The 17343-nt window shown below is 36.7% G+C and carries 18 protein-coding genes and 1 other annotated feature; all 18 genes read left to right on the top strand.

The window, feature by feature from the left end:
* The first annotated feature begins 337 nt into the window (after positions 1-337).
* The 18 genes from ftsA to uraA all read left to right on the top strand — a co-directional run bounded on the left by ftsA (position 338) and on the right by uraA (position 17219).
* The gene (gene ftsA / locus KI369_RS03205; protein ID WP_001087553.1) at positions 338-1645 is read left to right on the top strand and encodes a cell division protein FtsA; all 1308 of its coding nucleotides are present in this window, start codon (positions 338-340) and stop codon (positions 1643-1645) included.
* Between the two features lie 39 nt (positions 1646-1684).
* The gene (gene ftsZ, locus KI369_RS03200; protein ID WP_000888984.1) at positions 1685-2839 is read left to right on the top strand and encodes a cell division protein FtsZ; all 1155 of its coding nucleotides are present in this window, start codon (positions 1685-1687) and stop codon (positions 2837-2839) included.
* Positions 2840-3152: 313 nt separating this feature from the next.
* Positions 3153-4070 (top strand): sigma-E processing peptidase SpoIIGA, encoded by a 918-nt coding sequence (gene spoIIGA, locus KI369_RS03195; protein ID WP_212955023.1) that lies wholly within the window; start codon positions 3153-3155, stop codon positions 4068-4070.
* A 19-nt stretch (positions 4071-4089) separates the two neighbouring features.
* Positions 4090-4809 (top strand): RNA polymerase sporulation sigma factor SigE, encoded by a 720-nt coding sequence (gene sigE, locus KI369_RS03190; RefSeq protein ID WP_000976948.1) that lies wholly within the window; start codon positions 4090-4092, stop codon positions 4807-4809.
* 157 nt (positions 4810-4966) lie between these two features.
* Complete coding sequence (gene sigG, locus KI369_RS03185; RefSeq protein WP_000197753.1) at positions 4967-5746, top strand: RNA polymerase sporulation sigma factor SigG; 780 nt, start codon at positions 4967-4969, stop codon at positions 5744-5746.
* Between the two features lie 166 nt (positions 5747-5912).
* Entirely contained in the window at positions 5913-6197 is a 285-nt protein-coding gene (locus tag KI369_RS03180; protein ID WP_212955022.1) for a YlmC/YmxH family sporulation protein, read from the top strand.
* A 121-nt stretch (positions 6198-6318) separates the two neighbouring features.
* On the top strand, positions 6319-7137 hold the full coding sequence (pgeF, locus tag KI369_RS03175; RefSeq protein ID WP_212955021.1) for a peptidoglycan editing factor PgeF: 819 nt from the start codon (positions 6319-6321) through the stop codon (positions 7135-7137).
* On the top strand, positions 7134-7808 hold the full coding sequence (locus tag KI369_RS03170; protein WP_212955020.1) for a YggS family pyridoxal phosphate-dependent enzyme: 675 nt from the start codon (positions 7134-7136) through the stop codon (positions 7806-7808). Before pgeF ends, KI369_RS03170 begins: the two co-directional genes overlap by 4 nt.
* 19 nt (positions 7809-7827) lie before the next feature.
* Complete coding sequence (locus KI369_RS03165) at positions 7828-8298, top strand: cell division protein SepF (protein WP_000119136.1); 471 nt, start codon at positions 7828-7830, stop codon at positions 8296-8298.
* A gap of 6 nt (positions 8299-8304) precedes the next feature.
* Complete coding sequence (locus tag KI369_RS03160; RefSeq protein WP_048530595.1) at positions 8305-8568, top strand: YggT family protein; 264 nt, start codon at positions 8305-8307, stop codon at positions 8566-8568.
* Positions 8569-8583: 15 nt separating this feature from the next.
* A complete protein-coding gene (locus KI369_RS03155; RefSeq protein WP_212955019.1) occupies positions 8584-9351 on the top strand; it encodes a YlmH family RNA-binding protein in 768 nt (255 codons plus the stop codon).
* 89 nt (positions 9352-9440) lie between these two features.
* Positions 9441-9947, top strand: a complete 507-nt coding sequence (divIVA, locus tag KI369_RS03150; RefSeq protein ID WP_001131611.1) for a septum site-determining protein DivIVA — start codon at positions 9441-9443, stop codon at positions 9945-9947.
* Positions 9948-9998: 51 nt separating this feature from the next.
* Positions 9999-10223: a binding site (T-box leader), on the top strand.
* Positions 10224-10294: 71 nt separating this feature from the next.
* Positions 10295-13060, top strand: a complete 2766-nt coding sequence (ileS2, locus tag KI369_RS03145) for an isoleucine--tRNA ligase (RefSeq protein ID WP_212955018.1) — start codon at positions 10295-10297, stop codon at positions 13058-13060.
* 156 nt (positions 13061-13216) lie between these two features.
* Positions 13217-13546 carry a TraR/DksA family transcriptional regulator gene (locus KI369_RS03140; RefSeq protein WP_212955017.1) on the top strand — a complete coding sequence of 110 codons (330 nt, stop codon included), beginning with the start codon at positions 13217-13219 and terminating at the stop codon, positions 13544-13546.
* A gap of 124 nt (positions 13547-13670) precedes the next feature.
* Positions 13671-14129, top strand: coding sequence for a signal peptidase II (gene lspA / locus KI369_RS03135; protein WP_212955016.1), 459 nt, complete (start codon positions 13671-13673; stop codon positions 14127-14129).
* 4 nt (positions 14130-14133) lie between these two features.
* Positions 14134-15042 (top strand): RluA family pseudouridine synthase, encoded by a 909-nt coding sequence (locus tag KI369_RS03130; RefSeq protein WP_212955015.1) that lies wholly within the window; start codon positions 14134-14136, stop codon positions 15040-15042.
* 204 nt (positions 15043-15246) lie between these two features.
* The gene (gene pyrR, locus KI369_RS03125) at positions 15247-15789 is read left to right on the top strand and encodes a bifunctional pyrimidine operon transcriptional regulator/uracil phosphoribosyltransferase (protein WP_001156490.1); all 543 of its coding nucleotides are present in this window, start codon (positions 15247-15249) and stop codon (positions 15787-15789) included.
* 146 nt (positions 15790-15935) lie between these two features.
* Positions 15936-17219, top strand: coding sequence for a solute carrier family 23 protein (uraA, locus tag KI369_RS03120; protein ID WP_212955014.1), 1284 nt, complete (start codon positions 15936-15938; stop codon positions 17217-17219).
* The last annotated feature ends 124 nt before the right edge of the window (positions 17220-17343 follow it).

Raw genomic sequence — 17343 nt, 5'->3', positions numbered from 1 at the left:
AATTTACAAGAATGGTTCATTTGATGAAAAAGATGTAAAAATTCTTAGATTCATACTAGGATTGGTACAAGTTTCACTTTTCTATGAGTACATCTTAGTGTAGACTTATACTTGGCGGTAATCTTTACACTTGAAATAGAATTATTTCAAGATAAGCAGTTATTCATAGTTTACTGCGATATTCTTAAATGAATGTTAAATAAAAATAAGAAAAATATAGGGTTAAAAAAGGGAAACGTATAAAGACGTTGAATATTTTTCTTATAAATAGTAAAGTTGCGATTGTTGTTCCATATATTGAGTTGTATGGTATAAATAAAGAAGGAGGTGCCAAAGAATGAACAGCAATGAAATATATGTTAGTCTTGACATCGGTACATCCAATGTTAAAGTCATCATTGGTGAAATGGTTAATGACAGCTTAAACATTATTGGTGTTGGAAATGTAAAATCAAATGGTTTAAAGAAGGGATCGATAGTTGATATAGACGAGACTGTTCGATCAATTAAAAAAGCAATTGAACAAGCTGAGCGCATGGTGGGAATCCACATTGAGCAAGTTGTAGTAGGTGTCAATGCAAACCAGGTACAGCTACTTCCTTGTCATGGAGTAGTCGCTGTTTCAAATGAAGATCGTGAAATCGGGAATGAAGATGTCTTACGCGTTCTAGATGCAGCACAAGTTGTGTCAATTGCTCCAGAACGTGAGTTTATTGATGTGGTACCTCGACAGTTCATTGTAGACGGTCTTGACGAGATTAACGATCCACGCGGGATGATCGGTGTAAGATTAGAAATGGAAGGTACACTTATAACAGGCTCGAGAACTTTACTACATAACCTACTTCGTTGTGTAGAAAAAGCAGGTCTTGAAATTGTTGATATTTGTCTTCAACCTTTAGCGGCTGCAACAGTTGCTATATCTTCAGATGAAAAAAATAGAGGAGTAGCCCTTGTTGATATGGGGGGAGGATCTACAACTTTATCTATTTTTAAAGATGGAGAGTTACAAGCGACGAGCGTATTACCATTAGGTGGAGACCATATAACGAAGGATATTGCGATTGGGTTGAAAACTTCAACAGAAAATGCAGATCAAATTAAGTTGAAATATGGACATGCTTTTTATGATACAGCATCTGAAGAAGAGATGTTTACGGTTCCTATTATGGGAAGCGATCAAACAGAACAATATTCTCAGTTGGAATTATCGGATATAATCGAGGCTCGTGTAGAGGAAATTTTAATGTTTGTTCAAGATGAAGTACGTAAGTTAGGAGTAAAGCAAGTAGCTTCTGGATATGTACTAACTGGTGGAATTGCTTCTATGCCAGGTGTTCTTGATCTTGCATATGATATTTTACATGAAAATGTTCGTATAGCAACTCCTGATTATATTGGTGTGCGTGAGCCCCAATATACAAGTGGAGTGGGATTAATTAAACATTCTTATCAAAAAGCTAAATTACGTGGGAAAAATGTGCAGGAAAAGCAAGAGCATTTTGAACCAGTACCAGCACCAGCACCAACGCCGGTACAACAGCAACCTGCGAAACAAAAAACTCGTAATCAAAACAATAATAATCAAAATGATGACCGCATGATGTCAAAAGTAAAACGTGTATTCCGTTATTTATGGGATTAAAATTGGACACGAAAAATGAGGTTCTAGGGGGATTTCGACATGTTAGAGTTTGATACTACTCAAGATCAATTAGCGAATATAAAAGTTATCGGTGTCGGCGGTGGCGGAAACAATGCTGTAAACCGTATGATTGAACACGGTGTACAAGGTGTAGACTTTATCGCTGTGAATACTGATGCCCAAGCATTAAATCTATCAAAAGCTGAAACAAAAATGCAAATTGGTGGAAAATTAACACGTGGACTTGGTGCAGGTGCAAACCCTGAAGTAGGGAAAAAAGCTGCAGAAGAAAGTAAAGAACAGATCCAAGAAGCACTTCGTGGTGCAGATATGGTCTTCGTAACTGCTGGTATGGGCGGCGGAACTGGAACTGGTGCAGCTCCAGTTGTTGCTCAAGTTGCAAAAGAATTAGGTGCATTAACAGTTGGTGTTGTAACACGTCCATTTACATTTGAAGGACGCAAGCGTGCAACACAAGCAGCATCTGGTATTGCGGCATTTAAAGAAAATGTAGATACTCTTATTGTAATTCCAAACGATCGCTTATTAGAGATTGTTGATAAAAATACGCCGATGTTAGAAGCATTCCGTGAAGCAGATAACGTATTACGTCAAGGTGTTCAAGGTATTTCTGATTTAATTGCAACACCAGGTTTAATTAACTTAGACTTCGCAGACGTAAAGACAATTATGTCTAATAGAGGTTCTGCTTTAATGGGTATTGGTTCTGGTAATGGAGAAAATCGTGCTGCTGAAGCTGCGAAAAAAGCGATTTCTAGTCCATTATTAGAAACATCTATTGATGGAGCTCAAGGTGTTATCATGAACATTACTGGTGGAGCTAACTTAAGCTTATATGAAGTACAAGAAGCGGCAGACATTGTAGCTTCAGCTTCAGATCCAGAAGTAAATATGATCTTCGGTTCTGTTATTAATGAAGGATTAAAAGATGATATCGTTGTAACTGTAATTGCAACTGGTTTTGATGATAGTATTGCAACTCAACCACCAAAACCAATTATCCGTCCGAATGCAAATCACACGCAACAACAGCAACAGCCAGTAGCTCAACCTTCAAAACAACGTGAAGTAAAACGTGAAATGAAGCGTGAAGAGCCAGTTGTACACGAGCGTCATTCAGATTCAGATGATATCGATATTCCAGCGTTCTTACGTAATCGTCGTAGACGATAAAAGAAAAGGAGCTTTCATGCTCCTTTTTTGTTTTATACAGGGAAAAGATCTGCTAAGCAGGTCTTTTTTTATTTTATATATTTCAATTTATCTCGCTATTTGTTGGGTAGCCTGGTCGGTGCGGCGTGATTAAAGTTTCACTTTATGTGTAAGCAAAAAGATATAGTATTCTATGAAACATATACTTTTACTTTTTACCGACAGATTATGTCTAGAAAGCACAAAATAACAAAAAAACACCTCCGCAAATTGACACACTTTCCTATTGGATATGCATTATACTAGTCTCAACTTAAAAAAAGAGGTGAATTGTTTGGTTGTTTACGCCGACGTTGTTTGGTTGTTAAACGCCTGCATTGATTTTCTTTTACTTTTATTAACAGCTACCGTGTTAAAAAAGAAGATCAAAAGATGGAGGCTTGTGTTAGGGGCATTTATAGGTTCAACCATTGTTATTTTTGCCTTTACTCCTTTTGCTTCTATGATGACTCATCCAATTATGAAACTACTGTACTCGTTACTTATTGTGTATACAGCATTTGGATTTACAACGTTTAGAAATTATGCACAAACTGTTTTTACTTTTTACTTTGTAACTTTTATGGTTGGCGGAGGGTTAATTGGGACTCATTTCTTTTTGCAAACGAATGAAATGGTAAATGGATTGGTTCAATCTCAATCAATTTCTTACGGTGATCCAATTAGCTGGTTGTTTGTTATTTTTGGTTTTCCGGTAATTTATTATTTTTCTAAAAAGCGTATTGAAAGCGTAGAGGTTACAAAAATACACTATGATCAAATTGTGAAATTGAAAATTCAATTAGCTGAAGAGGAACTAGAACTCACAGGTTTAATTGATAGTGGGAACCAACTTTATGATCCGTTAACAAAAACACCCGTTATGATTATGCATATTTCATCATTAGAACATTGCTTGCCAGCTTGGTTAACAGAACAAATTTATTCCAAAACAGAGATTCCTCAAATACCAGAAAATGATTCTGGGTGGGCGACGAAATTACGCTTAATTCCTTTCCGAGCAGTAGGAGTAGAGAGTCAATTTTTATGGGCCGTTAAGCCAGACAGTGTACAAATTGATCATGAAGGTAGTTCGATTGTAGTCAGTAAAGTATTGATTGGATTAAATACACAACAGTTGTCAACCAATGGAGAGTATCAATGTATTGTGCATCCGAAAATGTTAATTTCGCAAAAAATGGTAATTGCTTAATAATGGGAGGCGGGATAATATGATGAAATTAAAATTTTATTTAGTATACCTTTGGTATAAAGTATTGCTGAAATTAGGAATTAAGACCGATGAAATTTATTACATTGGTGGAAGTGAAGCGTTGCCACCACCGTTAACGAAAGAAGAAGAGGAAGTTCTTTTGAATAAATTGCCAAAAGGAGATCAGGCAGCAAGATCGTTACTGATTGAACGCAACTTACGGCTAGTCGTATATATAGCAAGAAAGTTTGAAAATACAGGGATAAATATTGAAGATTTGATTAGCATTGGAACAATCGGCCTTATTAAAGCGGTGAATACATTTAATCCAGAAAAGAAAATAAAATTAGCAACATATGCCTCACGTTGTATCGAAAATGAAATTTTAATGCATTTGCGCCGGAATAATAAAAATCGTTCAGAAGTTTCTTTTGATGAACCACTTAACATCGATTGGGACGGGAATGAACTTTTATTATCAGATGTATTAGGGACAGATGATGATATTATTACAAAAGATCTAGAAGCCACTGTTGATCGTCATCTTCTAATGAAAGCATTACATCAATTAAATGATCGTGAAAAACAGATTATGGAACTTCGGTTTGGGCTTGCTGGAGGAGAGGAAAAGACGCAAAAAGATGTAGCGGATATGCTTGGGATTTCACAGTCATACATTTCGCGTTTAGAAAAAAGAATCATAAAAAGGTTACGAAAAGAATTTAATAAAATGGTGTAAAGAATAAGACCAGCCGTTATCTAGGCTGGTCTTATTCTCTTTCATTGTATGAGGAAAGACAACTTAAATGAAAAATGAAGAGAAAACCGCATGCATAAAATCCCCTTCAAAGGAAATACTTTACACTGTACAGCAACTCCCGATAGGAGGGAACACTTTGACGAGAAACAAAGTAGAAATTTGCGGTGTTGATACAGCTAAACTTCCCGTACTAAAAAATGATGAAATGCGTAAATTATTTCGTGAAATGCAAAGTGGAGAGATAAGCGCAAGAGAGAAATTAGTGAATGGAAACTTACGTCTTGTACTGAGCGTCATCCAAAGATTTAATAACAGAGGAGAATATGTTGACGATTTATTTCAAGTTGGTTGCATCGGACTTATGAAATCCATTGATAACTTTGATTTAGGCCAAAATGTAAAATTTTCAACGTATGCTGTGCCGATGATTATTGGGGAAATACGCAGATATTTGCGTGATAACAATCCGATTCGCGTATCTCGATCATTACGAGATATTGCGTATAAAGCGTTACAAGTAAGAGAGAAATTAATTGCAGAAAATTCGAAAGAACCAACAGCAATGGATATTGCAAAAGTGCTTGAAGTGACTCATGAAGAAATTGTTTTTGCATTAGATGCGATTCAAGATCCAGTTTCATTATTTGAACCGATTTATAACGATGGGGGAGATCCTATCTTTGTTATGGACCAGTTAAGTGATGAAAAACAAAAGGACGAGCAGTGGGTTGAAGAGTTAGCGCTAAAAGAAGGAATGAAGCGTTTAAATGATCGTGAGAAAATGATTATTCGAAAACGTTTCTTCCAAGGGAAAACACAAATGGAAGTTGCGGAAGAAATTGGGATTTCTCAAGCGCAAGTGTCACGTTTAGAGAAATCAGCTATTAAACAAATGAATAAGACGATTCAAGGATAAGGTTTCACCATTTATGGTGAGACCTTTTTATATGCAATATAGGTTGTCTTCGCTCATAGTAGCGCAGCTGTGTTCATATAATGAAAATCATATGGGGTTAGTCGAGGGTACTTCCTGTAAATTTGAGAAACAGTGTTTTTTCAATTCGTCATATATAAGGGAGAGGATGAAAGTGATACGAATTTCGGAGTTGCAGATGAAAGAGATAATAAATGTTTCAGATGGAAAAAGGCTTGGAAATATTGGAGATATTGAAATTGATATGAATACAGGGAAGATCGAGTCTATTATTATTTCCAAACAGGCACGTATGTTAGGGATCTTTGGGAAAGATGTAGAAATTGTAATTCCTTGGAAAGAAATTTTGAAAATTGGGGAAGATGTCATACTTGTTAGAGTAAATCCTGTTAATTCTGTAACAGAATCAATACAAACACCGACAATTTCATAAAGAATATTACAAATTCCTCTTTTTTTTCTGTTGGCATTATGAAAAAATAAAAGTATGGTAAAATAGACAGGAAGTACCATGCTTTTTTATGATATTTTAATTAAAAAGGGGTCGCTTTGTTATGAGAGAACCATTTAAATATGTGGACGGTATACTGTATTTACAAGCGTGGAAAGAAATTGGAAACATTACTGCTGGATTTACGACAAAAGATGGTGGGGTAAGTACGGGCTCCTTTCATGCGATGAATTTAGGATTACATGTGAATGATATCGTGGAGAACGTTCATGAAAATAGACGAATTTTAGCAAATAAGTTACAAAAACCATTAGAAAACTGGATTTGCTCTGAACAAGTTCATGATCATCATGTTGAAAAAGTAGGACAAGAGGAGAAAGGAAGTGGCGTCTATTCATATGAAGACGGCATTTCAAAAACAGATGGCATTTATACGACTAATAATGATGTTCTTCTAACGTCTTGTTACGCAGATTGTGTTCCACTCTATTTTTATGCGCCATCACATGGTATGATAGGACTTGCGCATGCTGGATGGAAAGGGACTGTAAAAGAGATTGCTAAGGAAATGATTCAAAAATGGAATGCAGAAGGCATTTCAAGTGATGAAATTCATGTTGCAATCGGACCAGCAATTGGATCTTGTTGTTACGTTGTTGATGATAGAGTGTTAACAGCAGCAGAGCAAGTAGTAAACGGTCCTGTCCCTTATAAAAAAATTTCTGATGGGCAGTACGCAATTAATTTAAAAGAAATTAATCGTATATTATGTGTACAAGTAGGCATAAAAGAAGAGAATATTGTCATGTCATCTCTTTGTACAAGCTGTGAAGAGCAACTATTTTTCTCTCATCGTCGTGATCAAGGTAAGACAGGGAGAATGTTGAGTTTCATAGGTTTTAAGGAGGAAGAAAGCAAGTGACAGTACAAAAAAATTTAACAACTGTAAACGAAACAATTAAACAATCTTGTGCACGAGCGGGACGTTCGGTGCAAGATATTAAACTCGTTGCGGTTACAAAAACGGTAGGAATTGAAAAAACAAACGAAGTAATTGAAGCTGGAATTATCGATTTAGGTGAAAATAGAAATGAAGGCTTCTTACAGAAGTACGAACATTTCGGTTCAAAAGTGAATTGGCACTATATTGGATCATTACAAACGAGAAAAGTAAAAGAAATCATTAATGAAATTGATTATTTACATTCGTTAGATCGTCTTTCACTTGCAAAAGAAATTCAAAAACGTGCTGATAAGAAAGTGAAATGTTTTATTCAAGTGAAAACATCATCTGAAGAATCAAAGCAAGGATTGGCAATAGAAGAAACTATTTCTTTTATTCAAAGTTTGCAAGAACTGGATAAGATTGAAGTGGTTGGACTAATGACAATGGCTCCATTTACAGAAGAAGAGGAAGAAATCAGACGCTGTTTTAAGGAGTTACGTAAGCTACAAACAGAGGTGCAGGAGCTAGACTTATTACATGCGCCATGTAAAGAGTTATCAATGGGAATGTCTAATGATTATACGATTGCAATTGAAGAAGGTGCTACATATATTCGTTTGGGGACGATTTTAGTAGGAAAAGCGTAAAAGGAAGGAGAATCTTATTATGAGTTGGTCAAAAGTAAAATACTTCTTTTTTGATACACCAGAAGAAAAAGAAGCAGCTCAATATAGTTATGAAAAGGAGCAAACAGACATGAAGAAGCAGCAAGATCCGCCAGAACAACAAGATGTTACGTTTCCAAAAGCACAACCGAAACAAAATGTTGTGAGCATTGAAACGGCAAAGCAATCTTCAAAAGTTGTTTTATTAGAACCACGCACATATTCGGAAGCGCAAGGAATTGCGGACCATTTAAAAGGTAGACGAGCTGTTGTAATTAATTTACAACGAATGTCTACTGATCAAGCTGTACGTATCGTTGACTTTTTAAGTGGTACTGTATACGCTATAGGCGGGGACATTCAAAAAATAGGACCGAAAACATTTATGTGTACGCCTGAAAATGTAGATATTGTTGGTGCAATTTCAGAGTTGTTCGGTGAAGAAGAAGACACAAATATAAAGAGGTGGTAATACGCCATGGAAACAGTTTTAAGGCTTTTAGTTTATGCTATCGAGATTTACTCGTGGGCACTTATTATTTACATTCTCCTATCATGGTTCCCAGGTGCAAAGGAATCAACTTTCGGAGATGTTCTTGCGCGTATTTGTGAACCGTATTTAGAACCATTTCGCAGATTTATTCCGCCGCTTGGTATGATTGATATCTCTCCACTCGTTGCGATTTTCACGTTAAAGCTTGCTACGAAGGGTTTAGTAAGTATATTCGCTTATTTCTTATAGTAAGAGGTTAAATACATGAGCATCTATGAACATTTCAGACCTGATGAAGAGGTCTTTGTGGATAAGGTGTTAGAGTGGAAGCGAGTAGCGGAGTACCATCAAGTGAAGTTAACAGACTTCCTTGATCCAAGACAACAACAAATTGTCACTATGGTAATAGGACAAGGGGATGTTGCTGTACAGTTTGATGGTGCAACGCCTCATGCAGAGCGTAAAAGAGCACTCATTTATCCGGACTATCTAGTAGTAAATGAAGAAGAATTTCAAGTAGAAGTATTGGAAATTGACTATCCTTCCAAGTTTTATACGCTAGAACATAGGCAAATATTAGGTACATTTATGTCTCTCGGTTTAACGAGAGAAAAGTGTGGTGATATTTTGCTTCAAGAAGATCGTGCCCAAATTGTAGTCGCAAAAGAAGTTGTTTCTTATATTGAGATGAACTTACAATCGATAGGGAAAGCGAAAGTTTCCTTATCGCCAGTGCAAGGAGAAAAAATTCTACAGATGCAAGAAACGTGGGGAGAGAAATCTGGAACGGTTTCTTCGCTTCGTTTAGATGTTATATTAGCAGAAATGTTACATATATCCAGACAAAAAGTACAACCTTTCATAAAAAATGGTTTAGTAAAAGTGAATTGGAAAACAGTGGAGCAAACCTCTTATGAATGTTATCCAGGAGATGTTTTTTCAGTGAGGGGATATGGACGAAGTAAATTGTTTTCTGTAGAAGGTAGAACAAAGCGCGACAAATGGAGAATTTTGTATGGTATACTAAAATGATTGGTTTTTTAGAAGGAAATCCTCCTATTTTGTCGAAGAAAAGATATAATTGAAAGAGGAAATTTAGATAACTACTTGGAGGTGGCGTTGTGCCGTTAACACCATTAGACATTCATAACAAAGAATTTGGTCGCGGATTCCGTGGCTATGATGAAGATCAAGTAAATGAGTTTCTTGATCAAATTATCAAAGATTATGAATTAGTCATTCGTGAGAAAAAAGCTTTAGAAGAAAAAGTTGCGCAATTAGAAGGGAAGTTAGATCATTTCTCTAATATTGAAGATACGTTAAACAAATCTATCGTCGTTGCACAAGAAGCAGCGGAAGAAGTAAAACGTAATGCGCAAAAAGAAGCAAAATTAATCGTACGTGAAGCTGAAAAGAATGCAGACCGTATTATTAACGAAGCGTTAGTAAAATCAAGAAAAGTTGCTTTTGATATTGAAGAGCTAAAGAAACAAGCGAAAGTATTCCGTACGCGTTTCCGTATGTTATTAGAAACGCAGCTTGAAATGTTAAACAACGATGATTGGGATAAACTAATTGAGTTAGAAGACGAAGTAGACGAGCTGTTGAAAAAAGAAGAAACAGTGTAAGCTTGACGTTTTTCTCATTATTACATATAATTTTAAACAACATATTTATTAAGAAAAACGAAGATAGGGATAAGTACCTTTTTCATACCTTATATAGCGAACTGAGGATGGTGTAAGCTCAGGATAAGGAGATAATGGGAATATCACCCTGGAGTTCCGCGCTGAACAAATAAAGTAAGCGTAGGCGTATATTCGCGTTAAGAATATAAAGAGGATTGTATACATACGTATAGGATCTACTAGGGTGGTACCGCGGGAGACTTTCTCGTCCCTTTTTGGGATGAGAAGGTCTCTTTTTTATTCCGTTTTTTAAGTGTTTCTTTTATACATGTAAGGAGGAATTGAGCATGGAGTACAAAAATACATTACTAATGCCAAAAACAGAGTTCCCAATGCGTGGGAATTTACCAAAACGTGAGCCTGCAATGCAAGAACAGTGGGCTGAAATGAATATTTATGAAAAGGTACAAGAACATACGAAAGGTCGTCCTTTATTTGTATTGCATGATGGACCTCCATATGCGAATGGTGACATTCATATGGGACATGCATTAAATAAAGTATTAAAAGACTTTATCGTGCGTTATAAATCAATGACTGGTTACTGTGCACCATATGTGCCAGGTTGGGATACGCACGGTTTACCAATTGAGCAAGCTTTAACAAATAAAGGTGTAAAGCGTAAAGAAATGACAGTTGCTGAGTTCCGTAAGTTATGTGCAGAGTATGCATATGAACAAGTAGAACGTCAACGTGAACAATTTAAGCGTTTAGGTGTACGTGCTGATTGGGATAACCCATACATTACTTTAGAGCCAGCTTATGAAGCACAACAAATTAAAGTGTTTGGTGATATGGCGAAAAAAGGTTATATCTATAAAGGACAAAAACCAGTTTACTGGTCTCCAACGAGTGAATCAGCTTTAGCAGAAGCTGAAATTGAATATCAAGATAAAAAATCAGCATCTATTTACGTAGCATTCCCTGTAAAAGACGGAAAGAACGTATTAGAAGGTGATGAGAAATTCATTATCTGGACAACAACACCTTGGACGTTACCTGCAAACTTAGGTATTTCTGTTCACCCAGAACTTGATTACGCTATTGTAAAAGTAAATGATGAAAAATATATTATCGCTTCTGAACTATTTGAGACAGTTGCAAAAACGTTAGAGTGGGAAAATGCTGAAGTTGTGAAAACAGTAAAAGGTAGCGAACTTGAGTATACAGTTGCAAAACACCCATTCTACGATCGTGATTCATTAGTTATGCTAGGAGATCACGTAACAACAGATGCAGGTACAGGTTGTGTTCATACAGCACCAGGACACGGGGAAGATGACTTCGTTGTTGGTAAAAAGTATGGATTAGAAGTACTTTGCCCAGTTGATGATAAAGGTGTATTAACAAATGAAGCACCTGGATTTGAAGGCCTATTCTATGATAAAGCTAACAAGCCAATTACAGAAAAATTAGAAGAAGTAGGCGCGTTACTGAAATTAACATTCATTACGCATTCATACCCACATGATTGGAGAACAAAAAAACCAATTATTTTCCGTGCGACAGCACAGTGGTTTGCATCTATTGAAGCGTTCCGTAAAGAATTATTAGAAGCTGTTGCGGAAACAAAATGGGTACCAGCATGGGGAGAGACTCGTCTTCATAATATGGTTCGTGACCGTGGTGACTGGTGTATTTCTCGTCAGCGTGCATGGGGTGTGCCAATCCCTGTATTCTATGCAGAGAATGGTGATCCAATTATTACAGATGAAACAATTAACCACGTAGCAGACTTATTCCGTGAGCACGGTTCTAACGTATGGTTCGAGCGTGAAGCGAAAGAGCTATTACCAGAAGGATTTACACATACAGGTAGCCCAAATGGTGAATTCCGTAAAGAAACAGACATCATGGATGTATGGTTCGATTCAGGTTCTTCTCACCAAGCGGTATTAGAAGAGCGCGATGATTTACAACGTCCAGCTGATTTATATTTAGAAGGATCTGACCAGTATCGTGGTTGGTTTAACTCTTCGTTATCAACAGCAGTTGCTGTAACAGGTAAAGCTCCATATAAAGGCGTACTAAGCCATGGTTTCGTATTAGATGGTGAAGGACGTAAAATGAGTAAGTCGATTGGAAACATCGTCGTACCTAAGAAAATTATGGATCAATTAGGCGGAGACATTTTACGCTTATGGGTATCTTCTGTTGACTATCAATCTGACGTACGTATTTCAGATGATATTTTAAAACAGGTAGCAGAAGTGTATCGTAAAATCCGTAACACATTCCGTTTCTTATTAGGAAACTTAGACGACTTTAAGCCAAGTGAAAATACAGTAGCTGTAGCTGAACTTCGTGAAGTAGATCGTTACATGTTAGTAAAATTAAATGACTTAATTACAAAAGTGAAAGAAGCATATGAGACATACGACTTCGCTGCTGTATATCATGCAATTCATAACTTCTGTACAATTGATTTAAGTTCATTCTACTTAGACTTTGCAAAAGACATTTTATACATTGAAGGTGCAAACCATGAAGATCGTCGTGCAATTCAAACTGTATTATATGATGTTCTTGTTGCATTGACGAAACTTGTAACACCAATCTTACCGCATACAGCTGATGAAGTATGGCCATACATTCCAGGTGTAACAGAAGAAAGTGTACAATTAACTGATATGCCAGAAGCTGTACAATTAGATGGTGCGGAAGAATTAAAAACAAAATGGGATGCATTTATGACATTACGTGATGACGTATTAAAAGCGTTAGAAGTAGCTCGTAATGAAAAAGTAATCGGTAAGTCATTAAATGCAAGCATTACGCTATATCCAACTTCAGAAATGAAAGCTATGTTAGAGTCTATTAACGAAGACTTAAAACAATTATTCATCGTTTCTGAGTACAAACTTGGTGGCATGATGGAAGAAGCGCCAGCAGAAGCACCGAAGTATGAACATACAGCGGTTGTTGTTGCTCAAGCAACTGGTGAAACATGTGAACGTTGTTGGGTAGTTTCAGAAACAATTGGTAAAGATGCTGAACATGAAACATTATGTGAGCGTTGTGCAACAGTTGTTAAAGAAAACTACGTAAAATAATAAAAAACTGACTGTGCGTAAGTGCAGTCAGTTTTTTTATTGACGATATATTAAAATAACTTTCACTCTCTTTCCTATGAAGGAAAAATGTGTGTGAGGTAAGCATAGAAATTTCGGACACACTAATCGTACATTGCAGCTGGGAGGAATGTACACGTGAATGAAATGTATATGGAAATCAAAGAAGAATTGCAATTGATGCGAAAGGAGTTACAAGAGAGGCTAGCTAAAGAGGTCATGCACAAATATGATACAGAGTTTAGCGAAGAGCTTGGATATGAAATTAAGGAAGAGATAAAGAAAAAACTTTTATTACATGATATAAAAGAGGACTTAAAAGATGTAGAACGTGCATTATTTAAAATGGAAATAGATATGTATGGTATTTGTGAAGAAACGGGGAGAGTAATTTCGGTAAAACAGATGAAGACGATGCCGACTGCACGTACCATTCATGAATTCTTCTATGAAAACGTAAATGTATGAATGCGCACAACGATATTATATTACCTTTTTTTAATTTATTTTATTCTTCTATAAAGGTTCATTGTGAAAAGGTTGCAGCTATGCTAAAATTTTGAGGTACACTGTCTTTGTGGGGGAAATGAAAATGATATATTATGTAATAGCGTTATTTGTCATTGCCATCGATCAAATATCGAAATGGCTAATTGTAAAGAACATGGAATTGGGTATGAGTATTCCGATTATCGATAATGTATTATACATAACATCACATCGAAATAGAGGAGCTGCCTGGGGGATTTTAGAAAATAAAATGTGGTTCTTCTACATTATTACAGTCGTTTTTGTAGTGTTTATCGTAATTTATATGCAAAAATATGCGAAAACAGACAAACTTCTAGGGATTTCATTAGGTCTAATATTAGGCGGAGCAATTGGTAATTTCATTGATCGTGTATTTAGACAAGAAGTAGTGGATTTCATTCACGTGTATATTTTCTCGTACAACTATCCAGTATTCAATATAGCTGATTCAGCATTATGTATTGGTGTTGTATTAATTATTATTCAAACATTATTAGAAGGCAAGAAAACGAAGGAGTAATTGAATGAGTGAAGTAGTACAAGTAACAGTTGCAGAAGAACAAAAAAGCGAGCGAATTGATAAATTCGTTGCAGAAATAAACAGTGAATGGTCACGTTCACAAGTACAGCAATGGATTAAAGATGATGTTGTAACAGTTAATGGGAAATCGGTAAAAGTAAATTATAAAGTTAAAGAAAATGATGAAATTACAGTAACGATTCCTGAGCCAGAAGCGTTAGATATTCAAGCAGAAGATATGAACTTAGAAATTTATTATGAAGATGCAGATGTGCTTGTTGTAAATAAGCCACGTGGTATGGTTGTACATCCAGCACCAGGTCATATAAGTGGTACACTTGTAAATGGTCTTATGCATCATTGTACAGATTTATCAGGCATTAACGGTGTAATGCGTCCTGGTATCGTGCATCGTATTGATAAGGATACATCTGGCCTATTAATGGTTGCTAAAAATGATATGGCACACGAATCACTTGTAAATCAACTTGTAGCAAAAACAGTAACAAGACGTTACAAAGCGATTGTACACGGTGTTATCCCGCATGATAAGGGAACGATTGATGCTCCGATTGGCCGCGATAAGAAAGAGCGTCAAAGTATGACAGTTGATGAAAACGGTAAGAACGCTGTTACTCACTTCCAAGTGTTAGAGCGTTTCAAAGATTTCACACTTGTAGAATGTCGCTTAGAAACAGGACGCACGCACCAAATTCGTGTTCATATGAAATATATTGGCTATCCACTTGCAGGAGATCCAAAGTATGGACCAAAGAAAACATTAGACATGAATGGACAAGCACTTCATGCAGGTATTTTAGGATTTGACCACCCTCGTACTGGTGAATATATTCAGTTTGAGGCACCGATTCCAGAAGTGTTTGAAGATGCATTAAATATTTTACGGAAATAGTATTGACAAATCATAAGAAAACTGAGATACTGACAACAGTTAAATAATGATCCTTTAACACAGCCCCGTGAGGTTGAGAAGGTAACGGTTTGAAATACTTAGGGTATGCTGTACCCTTTTTTCAAAAGTCCTCTCGCACACGCTGAGAGGACTTTTTTTATACCATTACTCTCACGCAAGAAAAAAAGCTTGGAGGTGTAGAGCATGCAAGAGAAAGCTGTCGTTTTAGATGACCAAATGATTCGCCGCGCTTTAACACGAATTAGTCATGAAATCGTGGAACGAAATAAAGGTGTCGATAATTGTGTTCTTGTCGGAATTAAAACTCGTGGAATTTTTATTGCACAACGTTTGGCAGAACGAATTGGTCAAATTGAAGGAAAAGAAATGGAAGTTGGAGAGTTAGATATTACGTTATACCGTGATGATCTAACGCTACAATCGAAAAATGAAGAACCACTTGTAAAAGGTTCTGATATCCCTGTAGATATTACGAAGAAAAAAGTTATCCTTGTGGATGATGTATTATATACAGGCAGAACAGTTCGAGCAGCAATGGATGCTCTTATGGATTTAGGTAGACCATCACAAATCCAACTAGCAGTTCTTGTTGATAGAGGTCATCGTGAACTACCAATTCGCGCTGATTATGTAGGAAAGAACATTCCAACATCAAGTGAAGAGCGTATCGAAGTTGATTTGCAAGAGACAGATCAACAAGATCGAGTAAGCATATACGATAAGTAAAGCCCTTTTAAATGTAGTCCTGTGAGGCTGCCAAAGGGTCTTGGCTTTCATATGTCAAATTTGGCATACGAAAGTGTAGGACTCTTTGTGCACAGGCACAAAGAGTTTTTTTATTGCAAAGAATTAAACTGAAGGAGGATGTAACAATGGAACAAAAGCCAGTGTTAGATGTTAATGAAGTACCGAAACCGGGAAAATGGTTATTTTTAAGTATACAACATTTGTTCGCGATGTTTGGATCAACAGTGCTTGTTCCGTTTTTAACAGGATTGAATCCGTCAGTAGCATTAATATCAAGTGGATTAGGAACGTTAGCGTTTCTTCTTATAACGAAAGGTCAAGTACCAGCCTACCTAGGATCATCATTCGCCTTTATCGCACCGATTATTACAGCGAAAACAGCAGGGGGACCTGGAGCAGCAATGCTCGGTGGTTTGCTAGCAGGACTTGTGTACATCTTAATCTCACTCGGAATTAAGAAATCAGGATCAGAGTGGATTATGAAATTACTTCCGCCAATCGTAGTTGGTCCAGTAGTAATGGTAATCGGTCTAGCTTTAGCACATACTGCAGTTAACATGGCGATGAACGGTGCGGATGGCAAATATAGCTTTACACACTTTTCAGTAGCGTTAGTAACGTTAGCAATTACAATTATCTGCTCTATATTCGGAAGAGGATTTTTCAGTATCATACCAGTGTTACTGGGCATTATCGGCGGATATATCTTCGCTTACTTCCAAGGGCTAGTAAACTTAAAGCCGGTAGTTGAGGCAAAATGGTTTGTTGTACCAGATTTCACAGTACCATTTGTAACATATACTCCGGAGTTTTCGTGGAAGATTGTACTCCTAATGGTACCAGTTGCACTAGTAACAATTTCAGAGCATATCGGACATCAAATTGTACTTGGAAATGTTATTAAAAGAGATTTAATTGAAAAACCAGGTTTACACCGTTCGATCTTCGGTGATGGAGTAGCAACATTAATCGCATCACTTATCGGTGGACCACCGAATACAACGTATGGTGAAAACATCGGTGTGCTAGCAATTACGAGAGCATACAGTGTATACTTATTCATCGGCTCAGCGGTGTTCGCAATCATGTTCGGATTTATCGGTAAGATTTCTGCACTGATTCATTCGATACCAACACCGGTTATGGGTGGTGTATCAATCTTACTATTCGGTGTAATTGCATCAAGCGGATTACGCATGATGGTAGATGATAAAACAGACCTAAGTGACAAACGAAACTTAATGATTGCATCAGTAATACTAGTAATCGGTATTGGTGGAGCGGTACTTCACGTAGGAGAATCGTTCCAAGTAGAAGGAATGGCACTAGCAGCAATTGTAGGTGTACTGTTAAATCTACTACTACCAGAAACGAAACAAATAAAACAGTCTAAGCAGATTGCTTCATAATAATAACCTTTTAATTCAGTCCTGTGAGACCGGAAAGGGTGGCTTCTTTCTTGCACCCTAGTCTCACATGACTAGGGTATTTTTATGCAAAGGTTGTTATAAAAATGCAAAAGTGGTAACATAA

This window comes from Bacillus sanguinis, from assembly GCF_018332475.1.
Classification (GTDB): Bacteria; Bacillota; Bacilli; order Bacillales; family Bacillaceae_G; genus Bacillus_A; species Bacillus_A sanguinis.
The sequence above is the reverse complement of the archived record's forward strand: the minus strand, read 5'-3'. Positions and strand labels throughout refer to the sequence as shown.

Excerpts from the sequence above, each read along its gene's own strand:
- ftsA (WP_001087553.1), top strand. The coding sequence starts at position 338 with ATGAACAGCAATGAAATATATGTTAGTCTTGACATCGGTACATCCAAT.
- ftsZ (WP_000888984.1), top strand. The coding sequence starts at position 1,685 with ATGTTAGAGTTTGATACTACTCAAGATCAATTAGCGAATATAAAAGTT.
- sigE (WP_000976948.1), top strand. The coding sequence starts at position 4,090 with ATGATGAAATTAAAATTTTATTTAGTATACCTTTGGTATAAAGTATTG.
- KI369_RS03180 (WP_212955022.1), top strand. The coding sequence starts at position 5,913 with ATGAAAGTGATACGAATTTCGGAGTTGCAGATGAAAGAGATAATAAAT.
- pgeF (WP_212955021.1), top strand. The coding sequence starts at position 6,319 with ATGAGAGAACCATTTAAATATGTGGACGGTATACTGTATTTACAAGCG.
- KI369_RS03165 (WP_000119136.1), top strand. The coding sequence starts at position 7,828 with ATGAGTTGGTCAAAAGTAAAATACTTCTTTTTTGATACACCAGAAGAA.
- KI369_RS03160 (WP_048530595.1), top strand. The coding sequence starts at position 8,305 with ATGGAAACAGTTTTAAGGCTTTTAGTTTATGCTATCGAGATTTACTCG.
- KI369_RS03155 (WP_212955019.1), top strand. The coding sequence starts at position 8,584 with ATGAGCATCTATGAACATTTCAGACCTGATGAAGAGGTCTTTGTGGAT.
- ileS2 (WP_212955018.1), top strand. The coding sequence starts at position 10,295 with ATGGAGTACAAAAATACATTACTAATGCCAAAAACAGAGTTCCCAATG.
- lspA (WP_212955016.1), top strand. The coding sequence starts at position 13,671 with ATGATATATTATGTAATAGCGTTATTTGTCATTGCCATCGATCAAATA.
- KI369_RS03130 (WP_212955015.1), top strand. The coding sequence starts at position 14,134 with ATGAGTGAAGTAGTACAAGTAACAGTTGCAGAAGAACAAAAAAGCGAG.
- pyrR (WP_001156490.1), top strand. The coding sequence starts at position 15,247 with ATGCAAGAGAAAGCTGTCGTTTTAGATGACCAAATGATTCGCCGCGCT.
- uraA (WP_212955014.1), top strand. The coding sequence starts at position 15,936 with ATGGAACAAAAGCCAGTGTTAGATGTTAATGAAGTACCGAAACCGGGA.